At 46.2% G+C, this 20,518-nt stretch carries 17 protein-coding genes; 10 read left to right on the forward strand and 7 right to left on the reverse strand.

The window, feature by feature from the left end; all coding sequences use genetic code 11:
* Window positions 1–11 precede the first annotated feature (11 nt).
* Complete coding sequence (locus EJV45_RS07500) at window positions 12–1,385, forward strand: MFS transporter (protein ID WP_129715040.1); 1,374 nt, start codon at window positions 12–14, stop codon at window positions 1,383–1,385.
* Here EJV45_RS07500 and EJV45_RS07505 read toward each other — a convergent pair.
* A complete protein-coding gene (locus EJV45_RS07505; RefSeq protein WP_129715041.1) occupies window positions 1,342–2,412 on the reverse strand; it encodes a LacI family DNA-binding transcriptional regulator in 1,071 nt (356 codons plus the stop codon). The two genes, EJV45_RS07500 and EJV45_RS07505, sit on opposite strands and share 44 nt — an antisense overlap.
* Before the next feature lie 88 nt (window positions 2,413–2,500).
* Here EJV45_RS07505 and EJV45_RS07510 point away from each other — a divergent pair, with 88 nt between their 5' ends.
* The 4 genes from EJV45_RS07510 to EJV45_RS07525 all read left to right on the forward strand — a co-directional run bounded on the left by EJV45_RS07510 (window position 2,501) and on the right by EJV45_RS07525 (window position 7,721).
* Window positions 2,501–3,334 (forward strand): class I SAM-dependent methyltransferase, encoded by an 834-nt coding sequence (locus EJV45_RS07510; RefSeq protein WP_129715042.1) that lies wholly within the window; start codon window positions 2,501–2,503, stop codon window positions 3,332–3,334.
* A gap of 385 nt (window positions 3,335–3,719) precedes the next feature.
* Window positions 3,720–4,181: a thioredoxin domain-containing protein gene (locus EJV45_RS07515; RefSeq protein ID WP_129715043.1), complete on the forward strand. Its 462-nt coding sequence runs from the start codon at window positions 3,720–3,722 to the stop codon at window positions 4,179–4,181.
* Window positions 4,182–4,220: 39 nt separating this feature from the next.
* Window positions 4,221–6,407, forward strand: coding sequence for a peptidase domain-containing ABC transporter (locus tag EJV45_RS07520; RefSeq protein ID WP_129715044.1), 2,187 nt, complete (start codon window positions 4,221–4,223; stop codon window positions 6,405–6,407).
* A gap of 15 nt (window positions 6,408–6,422) precedes the next feature.
* Window positions 6,423–7,721, forward strand: coding sequence for an HlyD family secretion protein (locus tag EJV45_RS07525; protein WP_129715045.1), 1,299 nt, complete (start codon window positions 6,423–6,425; stop codon window positions 7,719–7,721).
* Between the two features lie 69 nt (window positions 7,722–7,790).
* On the opposite strand, the gene EJV45_RS07530 is transcribed toward EJV45_RS07525, so the two are convergent.
* Complete coding sequence (locus EJV45_RS07530; RefSeq protein ID WP_129715046.1) at window positions 7,791–8,441, reverse strand: YceH family protein; 651 nt, start codon at window positions 8,439–8,441, stop codon at window positions 7,791–7,793.
* A gap of 272 nt (window positions 8,442–8,713) precedes the next feature.
* On the opposite strand from EJV45_RS07530, the gene EJV45_RS07535 reads away from it, so the two are divergent.
* Together EJV45_RS07535 and EJV45_RS07540 are read left to right on the forward strand one after the other, a co-directional pair.
* Window positions 8,714–9,151, forward strand: coding sequence for a hypothetical protein (locus EJV45_RS07535; RefSeq protein ID WP_129715047.1), 438 nt, complete (start codon window positions 8,714–8,716; stop codon window positions 9,149–9,151).
* Window positions 9,152–9,171: 20 nt separating this feature from the next.
* Window positions 9,172–9,633 carry a MaoC family dehydratase gene (locus EJV45_RS07540; protein ID WP_129715048.1) on the forward strand — a complete coding sequence of 154 codons (462 nt, stop codon included), beginning with the start codon at window positions 9,172–9,174 and terminating at the stop codon, window positions 9,631–9,633.
* 53 nt (window positions 9,634–9,686) lie between these two features.
* Here the strand turns inward: EJV45_RS07540 and EJV45_RS07545 are convergent, their stop codons facing one another.
* The 3 genes from EJV45_RS07545 to EJV45_RS07555 all read right to left on the reverse strand — a co-directional run bounded on the left by EJV45_RS07545 (window position 9,687) and on the right by EJV45_RS07555 (window position 12,657).
* Window positions 9,687–10,628, reverse strand: a complete 942-nt coding sequence (locus tag EJV45_RS07545) for an MlaD family protein (RefSeq protein ID WP_129715049.1) — start codon at window positions 10,626–10,628, stop codon at window positions 9,687–9,689.
* A gap of 216 nt (window positions 10,629–10,844) precedes the next feature.
* On the reverse strand, window positions 10,845–11,693 hold the full coding sequence (locus EJV45_RS07550; protein ID WP_129715050.1) for an N-acetylmuramoyl-L-alanine amidase: 849 nt from the start codon (window positions 11,691–11,693) through the stop codon (window positions 10,845–10,847).
* Between the two features lie 64 nt (window positions 11,694–11,757).
* Window positions 11,758–12,657, reverse strand: a complete 900-nt coding sequence (locus EJV45_RS07555; RefSeq protein ID WP_240755224.1) for an N-acetylmuramoyl-L-alanine amidase — start codon at window positions 12,655–12,657, stop codon at window positions 11,758–11,760.
* A 56-nt stretch (window positions 12,658–12,713) separates the two neighbouring features.
* Between EJV45_RS07555 and EJV45_RS07560 the strand changes: the two genes are divergently transcribed.
* From EJV45_RS07560 to EJV45_RS07570, 3 genes are read left to right on the forward strand one after another with little or no spacing between them, the layout of a single operon-like run.
* Complete coding sequence (locus EJV45_RS07560) at window positions 12,714–15,425, forward strand: putative LPS assembly protein LptD (protein WP_129715052.1); 2,712 nt, start codon at window positions 12,714–12,716, stop codon at window positions 15,423–15,425.
* 12 nt (window positions 15,426–15,437) lie between these two features.
* Window positions 15,438–16,685: a competence/damage-inducible protein A gene (locus EJV45_RS07565; RefSeq protein ID WP_129715053.1), complete on the forward strand. Its 1,248-nt coding sequence runs from the start codon at window positions 15,438–15,440 to the stop codon at window positions 16,683–16,685.
* 56 nt (window positions 16,686–16,741) lie between these two features.
* The gene (locus EJV45_RS07570; RefSeq protein ID WP_129715054.1) at window positions 16,742–18,091 is read left to right on the forward strand and encodes a dihydrolipoamide acetyltransferase family protein; all 1,350 of its coding nucleotides are present in this window, start codon (window positions 16,742–16,744) and stop codon (window positions 18,089–18,091) included.
* A gap of 106 nt (window positions 18,092–18,197) precedes the next feature.
* Here the strand turns inward: EJV45_RS07570 and EJV45_RS07575 are convergent, their stop codons facing one another.
* Window positions 18,198–19,436, reverse strand: a complete 1,239-nt coding sequence (locus EJV45_RS07575) for a homoserine dehydrogenase (RefSeq protein ID WP_129715055.1) — start codon at window positions 19,434–19,436, stop codon at window positions 18,198–18,200.
* A 1-nt stretch (window position 19,437) separates the two neighbouring features.
* Window positions 19,438–20,496 carry a homoserine O-acetyltransferase gene (metX, locus tag EJV45_RS07580; protein WP_129715056.1) on the reverse strand — a complete coding sequence of 353 codons (1,059 nt, stop codon included), beginning with the start codon at window positions 20,494–20,496 and terminating at the stop codon, window positions 19,438–19,440.
* Window positions 20,497–20,518: the final 22 nt, after the last annotated feature.

Here is a 20,518-nt window from a genome sequence, read left to right on the forward strand (position 1 = left end):
GACCAAAAATTATGAGCCATTCCAAAATAGGCAGCTACCGCTGGGTAGTCTGCGCCCTGTTGTTTTTTGCCACAACGATCAATTACCTGGACAGACAGGTTCTCAGTCTGCTCCATCCGACGCTTGAGGAGCAGTTTGGCTGGACAAACAAAGACTACGCGATTATTACCTCGGCTTTTCAGTTTGTGTATGCCTTATCGATGCTGTTTGCCGGCCGGATCATTGACAGGCTCGGTACAAAAAATGGCTATACGCTGGCGCTGATCGTCTGGTCGCTAGGTGCAATTCTCCACGCGTTTGCGATACCCCTCGGTGAGGGACTGATGGATATTCTGAGCTGGTTTGGCGTAGCTGCCATGTCTGTGTCGGTGCTTGGATTTATTGTAGCGCGCGCAGCATTGGGTTTTGGCGAATCGGGTAACTTCCCCGCTGCCATCAAGGCGACAGCAGAATATTTTCCAAAACGGGAGCGATCTCTTGCAACCGGCATCTTCAACTCCGGCTCAAACGTAGGGGCCATTCTGGCTCCGCTGACCGTGCCGTGGATCGCCGTGAACTGGGGCTGGCAAAGCGCCTTTCTTATTATTGGCGGTGTTGGTTTTCTCTGGCTCATTTTCTGGATCTGGCTCTATGACAAGCCAGAAAAACAGAAACGGCTTTCACAGGCTGAGCTTGATCACATTTACAGTGATGAGCCACGGGAGTCTGAGAAAACTACGCTCAACGAAGAAAAGCGCGCGGAAAAAGTATCATGGGCAAAACTGCTTACATACAGGCAGACATGGGCCTTTGCGATCGGTAAGTTTATGACAGACGGCATCTGGTGGTTTTTTCTTTTCTGGCTGCCAGGTTATCTCAAGTCGCAGTATGGCATTACCGGCACAGATATTATGATTCCTCTGGCGGTGCTGTACAGCATGACCATGTTTGGGAGCATTGGCGGCGGCTGGTTTCCGATGTACTTTATCAAAAAGGGTTATTTACCATATGACGGCCGTATGCGTGCCATGTTCATTATTGCCTTATTTCCGCTTGTCGTACTCGCCGCACAGCCCCTTGGTCACCTGAGTTTCTGGCTTCCGGTGTTGCTTATCGGTGTTGGCGCATCCGCACACCAGGCCTGGTCTGCCAATATTTTTACAACGGTGTCAGACATGTTTCCGAAGAAAACGGTAGGCTCTGTAACCGGTATAGGGGGGATGGCCGGTGGCATGGGCGGCGTGGTGGTGTCTATGCTTGGCGGAACTCTGTTTGATCATTACAAAGCCTTAGGTCACATTGAGACGGGTTATACGATCATGTTTACGATCTGCGCGCTGGCTTATCTTACTGCATGGTGTATCATGAAGTTACTCGTTCCGAAGATGAAACTCGTCGACCTCTAGCAAGAGATGACGAAGCGCGGATGTGCAGCTGTGTATCCATCAGAACTGTTTCAAATTCCTGCCGGCCGTGTTTCCCGGATAGCAGCGAGATGAGTTTCACCGCTGCAAGGTAACCGATTTCTTCGCCCGGCTGACTGATGGTGCTCAGGGGAGGATTGAAGACGTCTGCCAGGCGGGTATTGCTAAAGCCAATCAGGGCGAGGTCATAGGGGATTTTGATCTGCATACGCGTCAGGATGCCCAGGCAGGCCGTGCTGATCTGGTCGCTTCCGGCCAGGATGGCATCAGGAGCCTGTTTAGCGTTCAGCATCTTTTGCAGCGCAGATTCAAGTGCTTCGGGTACCCCGGAAGCCGCGTTAATCTTCAATTCGGCCACCTGGTAGTGTGCCGGGGGGATGCCCCGTTCAGCTAAGGCTGTTTCGAAACCACTAAGTCGCTGGGTGGCAAAATTCAACTCGGTACCGGCATGGATATAAGCCAGATTTCTGTAGCCCTTGTCGAGCAGATGCATCGTAGCATCGTAAGCACCTTTGAAGTTGTTTGCACCGACCTGATGCGTCTGGATGCGATCGCTGATACGGTCAAAGAGCACAACCGGCACGCCACGCTGCTGCACGCTGAGCAGTTGTGAGAAATCAGCGGTTTCAAGCGCAGGTGAGATCAGCAGGCCGTCTATTCCGTTTGCAATTAAAAGCTCTATTGCCGATTGTTCCTGCACAGAAGACTCCTTGCTCTGCATGATCATGATCTGGTAGCCCTTTTCCTGGCATGCCCGGTCAATACCTTCCAGCATGCCGGATACGAAGGTATTGTCGATCGCACATACCACTACGCCAATGGTTCCCGATCGGCCCTCTTTGAGCCCCTTTGCCAAACGGTTCGGGAAATAGTGATGACTGTGCGCAAAGTCGAGTACACGCCGGGCGGTTTCTTCGCCAATTTCGTGGCTGTTACGCAGCGCTTTTGAAATGGTCGATACGGAGAGGCCGAGCGCCTGCGCAATGTCTTTTAATCTGATTTTTGCCATCCTGATCTTCTGATCGCTAATATACAGGTGTTCGTCACATTTTGCCGTACCGGCGGAATGTCTTTTATTTGTGCGTTAAAGCAAAATTATGGGCAATACATCACTGATCGATCCGGAAATCGACGGCTTTTATTCAGGCGGCTCTGAAGAGGCCAGGCTTCAATTGGGACTCGGTCCCCTGGAGTTTGAGCGGAATAAGGAACTCATCAGCCGTTATTTGCCGGAGAGTGGTGTAGCGGTTGCCGATATAGGTGGCGGTCCGGGTGTTTATGCTGCCTGGCTTGCCGGCCTTGGACACAATGTGGTGCTGATCGATCCCGTGACCCGGCATATTACAACTGCGAAAAAAAAGGCGGCAAAGTTGCGCAAAACGTTTCAGGCAATCGAAGCAGAAGCCCGAAGCCTGCCCCTGGCGAACGCTTCAATTGATCTCGTGATTTTGCATGGACCGCTGTATCATCTGCAGAACCGTGCCGACAGGCTGAAAGCGCTTGACGAGGCCAGGCGGGTTTTGAAGCCCGGCGGTGTATTGCTTGCCTTTGCCATTAACCACTGCGCATCAACCGTTGTTGGGTTGTTGAACGGTATGATCCATCTGCCAGGCTTCAGGGAAATGTGCATGCAGGAACTGCAAACAGGTACGCACGAACCCTTAGAAAATATTCCGGGGATGCTGCCAAAAGCTTACTTTCACAAACCGGCAGATCTGAAAGCTGAACTGACCGAAGCAGGCTTCGCAACGCCCGAACTGTACGCGGTCGAAGGTATGATCTGGCTGGACAGCAAATATTTTGAAACCCGTGGCAATGACGGGCAGAAAGAGAAGATGTTTGAACTGCTCCGTGTCACCGAGCGCAATGAAGAACTGCTGGCCTGGAGTCCGCATATGATGGCGGTGGGACTTTCGCAAAAAAGATTCTGAAAAAATTGCATTTGTCAGGGATGAAAGTTATCTTAGGTATATCAAACAAATCAATTCATCCTTAAATCTCCCTCTATGTTATCGCTTTTATGGCCGCCGACTCTTTCTGAGTATCAAAACAACCCTGCGAGAGTTGTTCGCGGGCAGTCTCCCATCTTTGATCTAAACGCATCGTCTACTGTCATACGCTGTCTGAGGGTCTTGACATTTCTTGGAAAAAATTCATTTTATCGTTCCGGATAAGATTTTCTAATATCCTCGGACCTCAAATTTCAGAAGTTTCGAGTGCATTCATTTTTACAGTGTACGCAGCAGCATAAGCTTACAGCTTGTGGTTAGGAAGATATTACTCAAAAAAAATCTCTTAAACTAATATTCTTCAGGCATGATCATTCCCTACATCATAAATCTTGAGTCTAGAACAGACCGTTTAACGCATACTTTAATTCAGTTTCAAGCCCGGCCGGAGTTTGCGCCTGCATTGCCAGATGATCTCCAGATACGTGTAGTGTTCGCGACTGCAGACCATGACAAAGATCGGATGGCCATTGTTACCAAACATTTCACCGCACTAAATAAAATGGCTGACCAGAAAAAACTGGAATCTGCTCTTAATGACTGGTATACCAGAAAACATGGTAGATATGAGGACTGGGCGAAACGTTACCCCGTCACATTCGAGCCGGGGTTAAAAGTTGCGACCCAGAAACAAAAAGAATGGTGTGACATGGCAAACATAGTAGCTACACCCACGATCCTTATAAATGGACGAAAACTTCCTGAACCTTATCAACTAGAAGACTTACGGTATTTGCTAAGCCAATCCTGCTATATAAGATCAATTTGAAGCCGGGTGAGTGAGTGCCAATAAAAAGACTATTTGCTTATGAGAAGATTTCCACATTTCAAGCAACCAGACAGGATGGATTGCGGACCGACTTGTCTCCGAATGGTCGCTAAATTTTATGGTCGCAATTATACACTCCAGCGTCTGCGCGAGATCTGTGGCCTGAATAGGGAAGGTGTTTCAATGCTCGGAATCAGTGATGCTGCTGAAAAGATAGGCTTTCGAACAACTGGTAGTAAAGTAACATTGGCTACGCTACGGGAAGCCAATTTGCCTGCTATTCTTCACTGGAACCAGAACCACTTTGTTGTTCTCTATAAGATCAGTGGAAGAAACTATTATGTTGCCGATCCCGCAAGGACACTTATCCGTTACGAGCAGGATGAGTTTGTGAAGCATTGGTTTAGTACACACAATGATAATCAAGGTCAGGGGATTTTGCTTCTTATAGATCCAACGCCAGATTTTTATCATCAGGCGGGAGACAATGATAAAGGGATAAGCTTCAGCTATCTCTTCCGTTACCTGTTCCAATACAGGCAATTGCTCATACAATTGCTCGTGGGCCTCGCTGTCGGAAGTTTGTTGCAGCTCGTCCTGCCATTCCTGACACAATCTGTCGTGGATATTGGAATAAATACCAGGAATCTAAACTTTGTCTACATCATTTTAATTGCCCAAACTACGCTGTTTGTAGGGCGCATGAGCGTTGATTTTATACGCTCATGGATACTGTTGCACATAACAACCCGGCTTAATATTGCTATTCTCACAGACTTTCTTATCAAACTCATGCGACTTCCAATGAGTTTTTTCGATACAAAAATGACGGGAGATATTATGCAACGTATGAACGATCAAGGACGGATTCAGAGCTTTCTTACCGGATCTTCGCTCAATGTGGTTTTTTCTATGTTCAATCTTATCGTATTCTCAGTTGTATTGGCATACTACAATGTAACGATCTTTCTGATCTTTGGTGTCAGTAGTGTATTATATACGTTATGGATGGTGTTTTTTCTTCGCAAGCGCAGAGAACTTGACTACAAGCGCTTTGACCTGTCGGCAAAGAACCAAAGCGCCGTGGTGCAGCTTATACACGGAATGCAGGAAATTAAGCTCAACAATTGTGAACAGCAAAAACGCTGGGACTGGGAGCATTTACAGGCGGGTCTGTTTCGCTTTCAAATGAAAAGCTTATCTCTTGGACAATATCAGCAATCCGGCTCCTTCTTTATCAATGAAGGCAAAAATATCCTCATAACATTCATAGTTGCCAAGTCTGTTATCGAAGGTGACCTCACTTTAGGTAGTATGATGGCAATCCAGTATATTATAGGTCAATTAAATAGCCCAATAGAGCAGTTTCTGGGATTTCTGCAACAATTGCAGGATGCGAAGATCAGTATGGAAAGACTGAATGAAATCAATTCAATGGATAACGAGGAACCACTTGACAATCATTTATTAGACGAGTTGCCTGCAAACAAAAGTATTACTTTGAAAAATCTGTCTTTTACATATCCGGGAGCAGGAAATGAGCAGGTTCTCAGGAATATCAATCTCGCTATTCCCGAAGGTAAGACTACCGCAATCGTTGGTATGAGTGGAAGTGGGAAAACGACAATCTTGAAATTATTACTTCGATTTTATGAGGCGCAATACGGCGAGATCAAAATTGGGAGCAACCAACTGAATCATATTAGTTTTCGAACATGGCGCGCAAACTGTGGAGTAGTTATGCAAGATGGCTTTATTTTTTCTGACACGATTGCACGAAATATTGCCGTAGGCGATGCGAAACCCGACCCTGTTAAGCTCGATCACGCACTTCATGTTGCCAATATTCGTAAATTTATCGATAGCCTACCGCTGGGTCTTCATACGAAAATCGGTGCTGAAGGTAATGGCGTGAGCCAGGGACAGCGACAACGCATCCTGATTGCCCGATCAGTTTATAAGAACCCGGAATATATTTTCTTCGATGAAGCAACAAATGCTCTCGATGCAAATAACGAACGGGTAATTATGAAGAACCTGGAAGAATTTTTTTGGGGACGTACCGTAGTGATCGTCGCGCACCGACTAAGTACAGTAAAAAACGCTGACAACATCATCGTACTAGACAAAGGTATCATTGTCGAGCAAGGAAGCCATGCCGAACTTTCTGCGCTTAGAGGTGACTATTTTGAATTAGTAAAGAACCAGCTTGAGCTCGGAAATTGAAAAAAACACGTTGTCATGCCTGATAGAAATTTTACACCTGCAGCAATTCGTCTTGAGACACATAGCGATGAAGTAAACGATATTATTACTGCCGTTCCGGCCTGGTTGATGCGCTGGGGCATTACGCTGGTGTTTTGCATACTTGGAGGTCTTATCTTATTCTCGTCTCTGATAAGCTACCCTGATATCGTGAAAACCAGCTTGAAAATAAATTCATTAAATTCACCTAAAATCGTACTGGCGAAACAGTCAGGCAAAATTACCCGACTATTAGTCCGGGAAGGTGCTGCCGTAACACAGGGTATGTCATTGGCTTATCTTGAAAGCAACGCAAATCCACAGGATGTCATGACACTTAATGCCGTGCTAGCAACTTTACAAGCAGATGTACTCAATTACCGACAGGTTCTGAATGCACTCCCGGTCCGCTTAAATCTAGGCGAAATTCAGACAGAATATCAGACTTTTTATCAGGAATATCTTCAATATCAATCCACCTTAAGTAAGGGATACTATCTAAGTAAAAGAGCATATCTCACGAATGAAATGAGAGATGTGGAATTGCTTAAGAAACAGTTGCTGAAACAACAAGCTCTGCAGCAGCAGGTACTTGCAAACAGCGAGAAAGAATTTGAAGCTTATAAAAAATTATACGCAAAAAAAGTAATCTCGGTAAGCGAATTTTTGCAGCGTGAAAACGAATATTTTGCAGCAAAACAGCCACTTGAACAAACAGAAACCGCCCTGCTCAATAATACTTCCAGCCATAGTGCCAAAGAGAAAGAGCTCCTGGACCTGGATCATACAATCTCTGAACAGCAAGCTAAATTTTTGCAGTCTTTGAATCAATGTATCACCGCAACGCGGGAGTGGCTGCGGACACATGTACTGCAATCGCCGGTTACCGGACGCATTAGCTTCGCAGGAATTATCCAGGAGAATCAGAACGTTTCCGTTGGTCAGGAACTTTTTATTGTTAACCCGGGCAATACGGACTTCTTTGGCGAAATTCAAATCCCACAGTACAATATGGGAAAGGTTCGAATCGGGCAACAGACTCTTGTGAAAATGAAGAGTTATCCGTTCGAACAATATGGAATGATTCGTGGCCGGTTAACGTACATTTCAGATGTGGCTTACAAGGATAGCGTATTTATTGCAAAGGTTAATTTCGAGAGATTTGAAGACAAGGAGCCGGGTCGTCACATCACGTTGAAAAATGGAATGCAGGCAGAGGCCGAAATTATTACCGAGCAGAGTAGCCTGCTGCAGCGTTTTCTGCGAAATATCGCAAAAATGTTATCAGCTCGTTGATGTATACCCACACATAGATAATGATGTGCGGCCAGACATATGCTTCAATTGTAGACCAGATACTGCCGGCTACATTAACTGACTGTACAACGCATCCAGTTTTTCCTTTAGTGCTGCCAGCTCATTCTCCAGCTCTGTGACCCTTGCTTCGAGTGCGCCGGATGCAGCTGGTTTTAAATCTTCATCCGGCAAGTCAAAGTCTTCCATGCTTTGCTCGCCAAAAAGATGAACATAACGCTGTTCTTTTTGTCCCGGTCGTCTTGGTAAAGCCTTTACATAGGCTGGTTGATCCTGACTCAGTTTCTCCAGCATAGCCGTCACCTCATCCAGATTTTCAAACTCGTGCATGCGGCCCGCGTTTGTATTCAGCTCTCCCGGTGTCTGCGGTCCGCGCAGAAACAACAGGCTGATCAGCGCCACCTCCGCAGGCAGCAGCGGGAACACAATGGCAAAGTTATGTTTGAATTTGACCGCCCGGCTTGATCCGCCTGTTGCAGTTGATATCAGTCCCTTGCGCTTGAGCGTATCCAAGGTCAGGGTCACTGTCTGTTCGTCATAATTTACAACAGGCTTACGGGATGTTTTTTGATTGCAGGCCGCCGTCAGGCTGTTGATCGTCATCGGGTAGTAATCAGGGGTGGTCTTGGCTTTTTCCATTAATGATCCCAGAACACGTATCTCTTCAGCACTCAGCTGCGGTAGATTTTCGCTATAATCCATGGCTAAAGATAATCAACACCCAAAAAATATAAAGCTTTTACTGATAATTCTAGTCTGATGAGCCAGCCTTTCCTGATGGCTCCGGATTTGTTGTTATCTTGCGCCATGGCTGCAGTAGTGTTCAAAACGGCGGGTAGAAGGAGGTACGGACAGCTGCCTGTGATTATACGTGTGTGTTTTTCGCATGCACTGATTACAGGTTTTCGTCGCGTCGGTTTCATGCGCCGGGACGCAGCGTTGGTTATCATTTCCTCCTGTACGATAATTGCACTATGAAAGTACCTTGTTATTTGCATGATTGCCGGCTTGAGGTGATGGTGGGTGAGCAGACGGTCCATCTCACTAACAATACTGAGCTTGCCCGATTTTTGTCTGAAGACACGAAAGAGCGTACGCTCGAGCTCGCTCTCTTTCTCAAACAGGCACACCTGCAGGTAAGAGGAGAGCAGTTGAAAATAGCTGACGAGTCGCTCAAAACCGAGATCTGGGGCCATGTGATCTGGGAATTGCAGGTTTTAAGACTCAAAAAAGTATTGAGCCACCGGATGTTCCACAAAATCTTTCTTATTTTACTGCGGCCAACCGCTCATATAGACTGCGGCGCAAAGGGAAACGACCGCAACCGGGCATTATGGGATTTTCTATCGAAGCGGAAATTTCTCAGCAACATGCTCAATCCGAAACGCCTTTTGGCAAAGAAACACTATTAACTACATAAAAGAACAGAAGTATGGTTGTAATCACAAATCACCAGGAGTTTGAAGCACATTTAGGAAAGGAATTTGGCGTATCGGCCTGGCACACGATTACTCAGGAACAAATTAACCAGTTTGCTGACGCTACCCTTGATCATCAATGGATTCACACTGAGCCTGAGCGCGCTGCCGTCGAAAGTCCTTTTAAGGCAACGATAGCCCATGGCTATCTGAGCCTGTCGCTCATTCCATATCTCTGGAAGCAGGTTGTTGATGTTCAAAATCTTAAAATGGAAATCAATTACGGGATAGAAAACCTGCGTTTCGGGCAGGCAGTTGTGGTAGACAGCGAGGTAAGACTCAGGGTGAAACTTTCCGGAATTATGAATCTTCGCGGGGTAACAAAATCAACAATTGCTATTGAATTGGAGATTAAGGACCAGAAAAAACCCGCGTTTACCGGCGAAGCGGTGTTTTTATATCATTTCAATTCCTAAGGTAAAATCTTAAGAAAATGAAAAAGGCCCGGTGTGTGAGCCGGGCCTTTTCTTTATTTCTTTCCGCCGAAGACCGAGAAATGGACGTATCTCTTTGGATTTTCCTTCAGGTCTATAATAAGTTTGTTCAGGTTGTCTGATGCCGCATTCAGATTGTCGTACATCTTATTGTCATTGATCAGCAGGCCAAGGCTTCCCTGTCCGCTATTAATCTTTGTAACCACGCTTTGCAGATCGGCAACCGCCTTGTTTGCATTATCAATTGTCTGCTTAAAGTTAGCTGCAGCAAACTGATCAGTAACTGAACCCAGGTTATTCAGGATTGAAGTAATCTTTTGGTTGTTATTTTTGAGGTTACTTGAGATAGACTCAACATTGGCAAGGATTGCCGAAATTTTCTGCCCTTCTGTTCCTACCATATTATCGACCTTTTTCGATGTACCTTCGAGCGAAGCGAGGGTCGCTGCAATGCTGTTAAAGCTGCGGTCAATATTTTTCTGAAAGTTCGGATTCAGAATCGAATTGACACTTGATAAGATCGAGTCCATTTTCCCGATGATAAGTTCAGCTTTTTTCTGTACCGGCTGTACAGATTCCATCAGGTTTTTCTCAACGTTGGCGTTCAGTGTATCGCCGTCCTGTGCAAACTTACTGCCTGAACCAAGGTCCATGACGATCGCCTTGCTGCCCAGCAGGTCGGTGCTTTCAAGACGTGCCACGCTGTTTGTTGGAATGTCATACTTACCTTTGATCTTCAAGGTTGCCAGAATTGTTCCGTTCGGTTCCAGCTGAAGTTTATCAACACGGCCAATCTGGAATCCGTTGATAAGTACGGGTTTCGACACTGTAAGACCATCTACCTTTGTATAACGCGCGTAAAGAACGGTTTCGTCAGAAAAGATGGAGTTGCCCTTTAAAAAGTTGTAACCAATAATCAGCATCGCGATCGCGAATGCAGCGAGTATACCTACCTTGGTTTCGTTTGCTATCTTCATGTAATGTATTTGTGTTATTGGCCGTCCGGCAGCTACAGTTAATTTCTGTCAGGCTACCGTATCCTGCTGCTTCAACGAATCTGACTGTGCCTGCCAGAACCAACGGTTAGCCGGTTGGGCACAAAGCGGAGTTCGTTAATTTGTCCGGTTTTGATGTAAACACCAAAGTTCTCATTTCGTTTTAAAAATAGCAAAAGCGGCCAGATTATTTGGGAATTATTTTCCTTCGAGGTCTGCCTTATAGGTTTTGACAGCTTTAACGATAGCGTCAGTTATCTCGTCCTGACCCTTGTCAGAATTGATATATTTTTCCTCTTCGGGATGCGAGATAAACCCGATTTCAGACAGAACGGCTGGCATTCCGCATCGCTGCAGAATCAAAATGCCCTGCTCCTTGACGCCACGGCTTTCGCGGCCGTCTGCTATGTAGTTGGACTGAATCAGTTTAGCCAGTTTAAGACTCTTATCCCGAAAGGCGTTTTTAAACAAGGAGAGGATGATGAAGGTTGCCGGATCATTCGGGTCATATCCGTCATACTTTTCTTTGTAATTTTTCTCGAGTTTGATATCTGCATTTTCCCTGATGGCTGCATCCTGTTCATTAAGCCTGTGCGAGCCCGCTACAAAGGTCTCAACACCTCTGACCACATTGTTTCTTACCGAACGGTATTTAGGTACCTTTTTGCCGTTTTTCAATGTGGTGTACCCGTCCTGAACCTTGATGTTGCCCATCGAATTGCAGTGGATAGAGATAAACAGGTCAGCCTTATTGCTGTTAGCGATTTGCGCACGCTTCAGAAAATCGACGTCGACATCGGTTGTCCGCGTGTAGATAATCCTCACATCGGGCAATGCTTCTTTTAGCTTTTTTCCGAGTTTCAAAGTTACTTCCAGGGCGACAGCCTTTTCTGTTGAAAAAGCACCTGCGGCACCCGGCTTACGTCCCCCATGTCCGGCGTCAAGCACAATCGTCTTCACCTTGTAGCCCTGCGCAAAGAGCAGGAGGGGGAGAAGTGTTATCGAGAGAAAAACGAGACTGAAGTTTTTGACAGATCTGGTCAGCATTGATTTTTTTGACTGTAAAAGGATTTCAGCAGCGAAATGTTTTTATCTGGTGCGTAAACGGGAATTAATTCTGAACCTGGACGGCTTTTGTTTCCACACTATTCTGGTATGATTTGACCGCGTTAACCAGACAGTTTACAATTTCATCCTGACCTTCGGTCGAATTCATGTATTCTTCTTCTTCAGGATTACTTATAAAACCGATCTCGGTAAGCACAGCAGGCATCCCTGCGCGTGCAAGTACAGCAAGGCTTTTTTCCTGTACACCGCGGTTTACCCGGCCCACCTTTACATATTCATCCTGCATGAATTTTGCAACCCGCAGACTTTGCACGCGGTTGTTTTTCTTCATCAGGGAAACGATGATATCATTCTCAGGATTTTGATCCTCAAGGCCTTCATAGTTTTTTTGGTAATCTTTTTCCAGCAGCATCGCAGCATTTTCCCGTTTTATAACCTCATCCTGTTCGCTGAGACGCCCACTTCCTGATACAAAGGTCTCAGTGCCGCGCGTTGAAGTGCTTTTTCTATAGGTTGTCTGCCTGATCGGAATGCGTTTACCGCCTTTCCCTGTCTTATAACCCGTAATAACAGAAGTTGCACGAAGCGGCATATCGTTGCAGTGGATGCTGATAAACAGATCAGCGTTAACTTTATTTGCCAGACCGATCCGCTCGTAAAGCGGCACAAAGACATCTTCAGTACGCGTGTAAACGACACGTACTCCCGGTAACTTTTCCTCGATCGCTTTTCCGAGTTTAAGGGCTACCTGCAGGGCCACTGCTTTTTCGGTTGAATACTCGCCATGCGTGGCGCCGTCCTTGCCGCCGTGACCGGCGTCTACAACAATGGTTTTTAATTTGTAATCTTGCGCAAATGACTGGTTTACAGATAAAAAGGTGCTGACACCTAAAAATACCAATCCGAATAATTTATTAAGTCCCGGCAATGGTATATTTTTCATTAATTTTGAACGTTTTTGGTTAAGCATTGATGCAAAAATAACATTCGTACACGAATTTGAAACTCCAATATTCTATCCTTTTTTCGGGCACAATACTTCTATTAACACTTGTTAGTCAGTTTTCGTATGCGTCTGAGACTGTTTTTTTTCAGCAGATCATCAGAAAACAGGATACGTCGCGCAGGGCAAACCAGGTTGTACGGTTGCCTGGCGATACAGCTATGAAGACCATTCAGGATACTTCTAAAAAAGCTTCCGGTGGACTTGATTCGCAGGTTGAATATAAGGCAGAAGACTCTACCCTGGTTGATAAAAAGACAGGAATGGTTCATCTTTACGGCAAAGCAAGGGTGAATTATCAGGGCTTTGAGCTCGATGCTGAATACATTCGTTATGACTCAAAGAATAACCTGATTTTTGCCAGGGGTGTGTATGATCCAGCAACGAAGAAGTATATGGGCCGGCCAATCTTTAAAATGGAAGGACAAAGTACTTCGCTTGCTGATTCACTGCTTTACAATACAAAAACCGGCAAGGGAAACGTATTTAACCCGTTTACCGAGCAGGAGGGCGGCTTTTTCTCGGGTGGCATATCGAAGAAGCAGATTGATGACGAAATCCACGTAAAAAACGTGCTTTACAGTACCTGTAACCTTCCTTATCCGCATACGCATTTTGGTATCAACATTACGAAAGGGATCGTTACTGAACGCCAGATCGTAACAGGTCCCGTTTACCTTGAAGTGGAGCATGTACCATTGCCGCTTGGGCTTCCCTTTGGTTTTTTTCCAAAGCCGAACAAAAGATCATCGGGACTTATATTTCCAAATTTCGGTGAGGATGCCACCCGGGGTTTCTTTGCCAGAGACTTTGGTTATTACCTGGGGTTGAACGATTATTGGGATGCCAAGGTGCTGGCCACGATCTTTACAAGGGGTTCTTATGAAACAAGCCTTCTGACAAATTATACCAAACGTTATAAATACAACGGCAATCTGAGCTTCAGATATAACAACCTGATCAACGGTACTGAAGGTGCTTCAGACTACCTTAAACAGAAAGATTTTAACCTGTCCTGGAGCCACTCGCAGAACGCAAATGCAAGACCCGGAACAACGTTCAGTGCATCGGTTAATCTGGGAACGAGCGGCTATTTCAGAAATTCTGCGGCGGCAAACACATACGATCCGCGCGCTATCACGCAGAATATCATGAACTCCAGTGTATCTTACGGAAAAGTATTTGGAGATGGAAAGTACAATTTTACAGCCTCCCTTGCACATAGCCAGAACACGCAGAGTCAGCAGGTAGATCTGCAGTTGCCGAACTTTAACTTCAGCGTGGCTACTTTCAGTCCCTTTGATAAAAAAGACCGTGTAGGCGATCCGAATATTCTTCAAAAAATCAACGTCGGCTATAGCCTTCGCGGAAGTAATTCGCTTTCTGTAAAAGAATACGATCTGTTTAAGAGGCAAACGCTGAACAGGTTCAGAAACGGGCTTGCACATAGTATCCCGATCAGTACGAATTTTAACCTTCTGCGGTATTTTAACTTTACGGTCTCATCTTCAATCAATGAATACTGGTATCTTCAGACCATCAATAAAAGTTATTTTAAGCAGGAGAATGGTCAGGATCTGATCAGAACAGACACCGTAAACGGATTTCGCCGGGGCGGCGACTGGAATCTGAGCACCAGTATGTCGACAAAGATCTATTCGCAGGCTAACTTTAAAAGCACTGGCAAAATAAGGGCCTTGCGTCACGTTATGACGCCAAGTTTCAGTTTGACCTATAATCCGGATTTTACCGATCCGTCGAGAGGTTATTTCAAGGAAGCGCGATATACTGATGTGAATCCACTGATTAATAATACGCCGGTTAGAGACGCTCAGGGTTTGCCGCTCAGATATTCGATCTTTGAAAATGGAGTTTTTGGCGGCCCGTCAGCAAGGAAAGCTGCTTCACTTGGCTTTTCAATGGACAATACGGTGGAGATGAAGGTCGCTTCGTCGAAAGATACAACCGGTACCGGCGAGCGGAAGATACCAATCATTCAGGGTTTGTCTGTCAGTGCAAATTACAATTTTGTTGCGCCAAATTTCAAACTTTCCGATATTCCGGTTAGCGGCCGTTCGCAACTTAGCGAGAAACTGACTGTAAACTACAATGCAAACTTCAGCCCGTACGCTGTACGTACCGATTCTCTGGGTTTGACAAGTGTTATTGACCGGTATACGTGGAAAGACGGCAAGCTGCCAAGGCTTACCACCTTCGGACTTTCATTTGATTATAGTTTCAACTCCGAAGCGGTTAAAAGCAAGAACAAAAACCTGAACGACCTGAAAAACCAGACCGCGCCGGAAACACGCACGCAGGAGCAGATTGAGGCACTGAATCAGATCAGTCGTGATCCGAATGCCTTTGTCGATTTCAATATTCCCTGGAACTTTGCATTCTCATATTCTTTCCAGTACTCAAATCCGCTTTCGACCACGCCAACTGTTACAAATACGCTGAACTTTAACGGTGACTTCAATGTAACGCCAAAGTGGAAGGTGCAGTTTACCTCAGGTTACGACTTCAAGGCAAAAGACCTTGCCATGACCAATATCTCGATCTATCGTGATCTTCATTGCTGGGACCTGAGTTTCAGCTGGACGCCGTTTGGCCAGTACCAGAGTTATTCTGTAGATCTGAAAGTGAAAGCATCTATCTTACAGGATCTTAAGTTGAGCAAAAGAAAGGCATTTTATACCCGATTCTAAACCTACTTACATATGTTAGCCGAAATAATTACCATTGGCGACGAAATCCTGATCGGTCAGATCGTTGATACGAACTCGGCCTGGATGGGGAGGCAGCTCAATCTGGCGGGCATCGCGGTTAAACAGATTACCTCCGTTTCTGACCAGGCAGACCACATCAAAGAAGCGCTTGATGCTGCACGCAAACGGGCACAGTTAGTTCTGATTACCGGCGGCCTCGGACCAACAAAAGACGATATAACTAAGTTTACACTGGCATCTTACTTTGGGATGGGCATGAGGCGCGACGCGGAAACCCTGGCGCATGTAGAAGGTTTTTTCAAAAAGTTCAACAGACCGATGCTCGACGCGAACATTCGTCAAGCAGACGTACCCGACGGCTGTACGGTTATCCAAAACAAAAACGGTACAGCGCCCTGCATGTGGTTTGATGTTGATGGCTGTGTATTTGTTTCCATGCCCGGCGTCCCTTTCGAAATGATGTACCTGATGGATGAAGAAATTCTGCCCAGGCTGAAACAGCGTTTCTCACTTCCGGCTATCTACCACCGCACCATTCTTACTTCAGGCCTTGGAGAGTCATTTCTTGCCGAACAGATCGCCGACCTCGAAGATCAATTACCCCCGCATATTAAACTAGCTTATCTGCCAAAACTGGGGCAGGTTCGCCTGCGGTTATCAGGCCATGGCACTGACGAGGCTGCCCTTATTGCCGAAACTGATGCACATGCGTCCGCATTCATAGATCGCCTCGGCAAATTTGTGGTCATTGACCAGGATATTCCGCTTGAAAAAGCATTGATTGACCGTCTTAAAGAGTCGGGAATGACAGTTTCAACTGCAGAAAGCTGTACAGGTGGCTACATTGCGCATCTGATTACGCAACATCCCGGCTGCTCTGCAGTCTACAAGGGTGGCGTGGTTTCTTATGCCGCTGAACTGAAACAATCCGTGCTCGGTGTGCAGAGTGAAACGATCAAAAATTTTGGAGAAGTGAGTGAGCAAACAGCGCGCGAAATGGCGGAAGGAGCGATCAAACATTTTGGAACAGACTTTTCTGTGGCGGTTACCGGCATTGCAGGTCCCGACGGAGGCGTTCCCGGTAAACCGGTTGGAACAGTTTGGATTGCTGTGGCCAACAGGCAGGAGAGCCGGGCCAAACTTTTCCAATTCGGTAGCAAACGGACTCAGAATATAGAAAGATCTGCTGCTGCTGCACTTACTATGCTGCTGAATCTGTTTCGGGGCGAGGAAAATTAATTGACAGAAAAGCTTACTTTTGCCCTCGTTAGTTGTTTACATACGAGAACGATCTTATGGCTCAATACGAATTACTGTTACCAAAAATGGGAGAGAGCGTTGCCGAGGCAACGGTGATCAAATGGCTGAAACAGCCCGGTGATAACATCGGTATGGATGATGCCGTGCTCGAGATCGCTACAGATAAGGTCGATTCGGAAGTCCCTTCGCCGGTTGCCGGCAAGCTCGTCAAACAGCTCGCTGCTGAAGACGAAGTTGTACAGGTAGGTGCGGTAATCGCCATCATTGAAACTGATAATGATGCTTCATCTGAACCTGCGCACAATCCCTTTGCCAGCGAACCTGCAGTTGAAACACAAGCCGGTCACGACGACCTGCCGGGGATTTCACAGCTGGAAAGGCGTGAAGAGCAGCCCGAAACGCCGCACAGTTCAGAAAGATTCTACTCGCCATTGGTAAAAAGCATTGCAGCCGAAGAAGGCGTATCAATCACCGAACTTGATGCAATCAGGGGAAGTGGTGCTGAAGGCCGGCTGACTAAAGACGACCTTCTCAGATATATCGAAACCCGTTCTCAGGATAAACCCCGGGTTGCGGAAATAACGATAACCCCACCGCCGCCGGCTCGCCAGATCGAAGAACGGTTTGCACAGCCAACGGGAAATGCGCCTGTCCAGCATGCAACCTCTGTTTCCGGCACAGACGAAATTATTGAGATGGACCGGATGCGCAAACTGATTGCCGACCATATGGTTATGAGCAAACAGACGGCACCTCATGTTACATCGTTTGTTGAGGCAGACGTTACCAATCTGGTGCTCTGGCGCGAAAAGGTTAAGAAGAATTTCGAGAAGCGTGAAAATGAAAAAATCACCTTTACACCGCTGTTTATCGAGGCGGTAGCCAAGGCAATCAAAGATTTTCCTATGATCAATGTTTCTGTACAAGGAACGCAGATCATTCGCAAAAAAGATATCAATATTGGCATGGCTACGGCGCTGCCAAGTGGTAACCTGATTGTTCCGGTCATCAAGCGTGCTGATCAGCTCAACCTGGTCGGCCTGACAAAATCTGTTAACGACCTGGCTGGCCGGGCCCGGGTGTCAAAACTTAAGCCCGACGAAACGCAGGCCGGAACATTTACGCTTACCAATGTCGGCTCTTTCGGCAATATAATGGGTACACCAATCATCAACCAGCCGCAGGTAGCGATCCTTGCAGTCGGTGCCATCAAGAAAAAACCGGCAGTCCTTGAAACCGAACACGGCGATGTGATTGCAATAAGACATATGATGTTCCTGTCCCTTTCCTACGATCACCGTGTGGTAGACGGTTCACTTGGCGGCATGTTCGTCAGGCGGGTAGCTGACTACCTGGAACAATGGGATCTGAACAGAGAACCCTAGTGTCGAAGAAACAGATCTGGGTCCGGAGTCACAATAGACTATGGTCCAAAAGCAAAAGCCGGACTCGCTCCGGCTTTTTGCTAACAACAAAACAAATAAAAGTTAACTATGAAACAGCTTCGGCAAAACTTGCCGAGGCAACTTTCTCTTCTTTATAAATCTGCCTTCCCGTGTAGGCGACAAACACATCCTGCTCAAGCAGCAGCTCGCGGTTGGCTATCAGGCTTTCAAGTTTCACCGTTCCGATCACGTATTTAAAGCTGTGCGATGAATGCCGCTCGCTGATGTCATCAAAAGCCAGAATCTCCAGCAGATCTTCATCAGTGTAACGCAGGTAAACTTCGAGCAATACATTTCCTGTATGTGTTACCTCGTTTTTCTGGTGGTATTTTTTGTACTCATATTTATAATCATATCGCAGTGCCGCAATGTCTGACAGTACTGCCGCGCCGGTAGGATGCCCGCCAGCACCTTTCCCAAAGAAAAACTGTTTATCTGCAAATGCGGCCTGAACGGTTACACCATTGTACTCGTTTTCAACGTTGAACAAGAAGTCATCTGTGGCAACCAGTTTTGGTAATACATAAGTGACAACCTGTTTGGTGCTTACCTTACGGGCAGTAGGAATCAGTTTAATCTTATAATTTTTCTCACGGGCAAAGCGGATATCATGTATTGACAGGTTTTGAATGCCAATATTTAGAATATGGTCAGGGTTTATGAAAAGCCCGTATGCATGGGCGGTAGCAATTGCCAGCTTGTATTTCGGATCGTAACCGCCCACATCCAGAATCGGATCAGTTTCTGCAAAGCCCAGATCTTGTGCCTGCTTCAACGCCACATCGTAGTTCAGGCCTTCGTTGAAGATTTTTGACAGAATAAAGTTTGAAGAACCGTTGAATATGCCGCTTACCGCGTGCAGAAGTTCATTGTCATAGTACTCTTCCAGGTTTCTGATAATAGGAATACTGCCGCATACAGCACCTTCATATAATAATGAACTGCCGTATTTCTCCTGAAGTTCAACCAATTCGGTAAGGTGTTCGGCAACCATCTTTTTATTTGCAGAGACCACGTTTTTCCCGCCTTTCAGCGCCCGTGTAACAATCTGATAGGCTGCATCTGCATCGTTGATCAGTTCTACAATGGTATTGATCTCATCATTTTCCAGAATTTCGTCGTGATTTGTCGTAAAAAGATGCTGGTCAAGACTGCGTTTTTTCTTTGGATTTTTGATGGCAATTTTAACAATTTCCAGATTGAGGCTTTGGCTTTGAATAATGTCCAGAAGACCCTGGCCCACTACACCAAACCCAAACAATCCGATTTTGAGGTTCTTACTCATTTTATGCTGTTTTGTGTAATTTGACAATTTTATTTTTTGCGCTTTCGCGGATAAAATTTCCGATCAGGTTTGTAAGTGTGTCGGTCTCAATAAGGAAACCATCATGACCGTAATCGGAATGGATGACAGCAAATCGGGCTCCGTCAATATGCTCAGCCAGATATTGCTGTTCGGTAACAGGGAAAAGAAAGTCGTTCTCAATACCGATGACCAGGGTATTCGCCCTGACAAGCTTGAGGGCCGCTGCAATGCTATCGCGTCCCCGGCCTACGTTATGACTGTCCATTGCTTTACTCAGATACCAGTAACTATAGGCATTAAACCTGTTTACAAGTTTTTCGCCCTGGTAATTTTGGTAGGATGATGCCCTGAAGTGGTCTGTTTTTTCATTCACACTCTCAACCTGTGTGGCATTGTAGGCGGCGTACGTGCGGTAAGACAGCAGCGCAATACTTCTGGCTGCCTTCAGACCTTTTGACCCGCCATCTGGTTTGTTTGCAAAGAACGTCCGGTCGGTAGTGATAGCAAGGCGCTGACTTTCATTAAACGCAATACCCCATGGTGAATGGGCTGCGTTCGTTGCAACAAGAACCAGGTTTTCGATGCGTGCAGGCTCCGTTATGCTCCATTCCAGTGCTTGCTGACCACCCAATGAACCGCCGATCAGCAATTTGATTGTACCGATACCAAGGCTGTCTGCCAGTACTTTATGGGCGCCCGCCATATCCCGGATGCTGATGGCCGGAAACGAAAGATAATAGGGTTGACCTGTGACAGGATTGATACTAAGCGGGCTGGTTGTTCCATAGTGCGAGCCCAGCACGTTGGCACAGATGATAAAATGCTCTTTGGGATTAAACAACGCATTTTCACCAAACAGGCCTTCCCACCAGTCAAATACATCGGCGTTGGCGGTCAGCGCGTGGCAGACCCAGATGACATTATCTTTATTGGCATTCAGTTTTCCATAGGTCTGGTAGGCCAGCTGAAGCTTACGAAGCTTTTTGCCGTTTTCCAGTTTGAATAATTTTGGATGCGTATATGTTTGTTGTGTGCTCATTGTTCTTTGTTCTGTGTGCCGG

The organism is Pedobacter sp. SYP-B3415, from assembly GCF_004138205.1.
GTDB lineage: Bacteria > Bacteroidota > Bacteroidia > Sphingobacteriales > Sphingobacteriaceae > Pedobacter.

Bases quoted from the DNA above. Each gene is read 5' to 3' on its own strand.
- EJV45_RS07570 (WP_129715054.1), top strand. From the start codon at position 16,742: ATGGCTCAATACGAATTACTGTTACCAAAAATGGGAGAGAGCGTTGCC.
- metX (WP_129715056.1), bottom strand. From the start codon at position 20,496: ATGAGCACACAACAAACATATACGCATCCAAAATTATTCAAACTGGAA.
- EJV45_RS07520 (WP_129715044.1), top strand. From the start codon at position 4,221: ATGAGAAGATTTCCACATTTCAAGCAACCAGACAGGATGGATTGCGGA.
- EJV45_RS07510 (WP_129715042.1), top strand. From the start codon at position 2,501: ATGGGCAATACATCACTGATCGATCCGGAAATCGACGGCTTTTATTCA.
- EJV45_RS07535 (WP_129715047.1), top strand. From the start codon at position 8,714: ATGAAAGTACCTTGTTATTTGCATGATTGCCGGCTTGAGGTGATGGTG.
- EJV45_RS07515 (WP_129715043.1), top strand. From the start codon at position 3,720: ATGATCATTCCCTACATCATAAATCTTGAGTCTAGAACAGACCGTTTA.
- EJV45_RS07525 (WP_129715045.1), top strand. From the start codon at position 6,423: ATGCCTGATAGAAATTTTACACCTGCAGCAATTCGTCTTGAGACACAT.
- EJV45_RS07505 (WP_129715041.1), bottom strand. From the start codon at position 2,412: ATGGCAAAAATCAGATTAAAAGACATTGCGCAGGCGCTCGGCCTCTCC.
- EJV45_RS07550 (WP_129715050.1), bottom strand. From the start codon at position 11,693: ATGCTGACCAGATCTGTCAAAAACTTCAGTCTCGTTTTTCTCTCGATA.
- EJV45_RS07540 (WP_129715048.1), top strand. From the start codon at position 9,172: ATGGTTGTAATCACAAATCACCAGGAGTTTGAAGCACATTTAGGAAAG.
- EJV45_RS07555 (WP_240755224.1), bottom strand. From the start codon at position 12,657: ATGAAAAATATACCATTGCCGGGACTTAATAAATTATTCGGATTGGTA.
- EJV45_RS07545 (WP_129715049.1), bottom strand. From the start codon at position 10,628: ATGAAGATAGCAAACGAAACCAAGGTAGGTATACTCGCTGCATTCGCG.
- EJV45_RS07530 (WP_129715046.1), bottom strand. From the start codon at position 8,441: ATGGATTATAGCGAAAATCTACCGCAGCTGAGTGCTGAAGAGATACGT.
- EJV45_RS07565 (WP_129715053.1), top strand. From the start codon at position 15,438: ATGTTAGCCGAAATAATTACCATTGGCGACGAAATCCTGATCGGTCAG.
- EJV45_RS07575 (WP_129715055.1), bottom strand. From the start codon at position 19,436: ATGAGTAAGAACCTCAAAATCGGATTGTTTGGGTTTGGTGTAGTGGGC.
- EJV45_RS07500 (WP_129715040.1), top strand. From the start codon at position 12: ATGAGCCATTCCAAAATAGGCAGCTACCGCTGGGTAGTCTGCGCCCTG.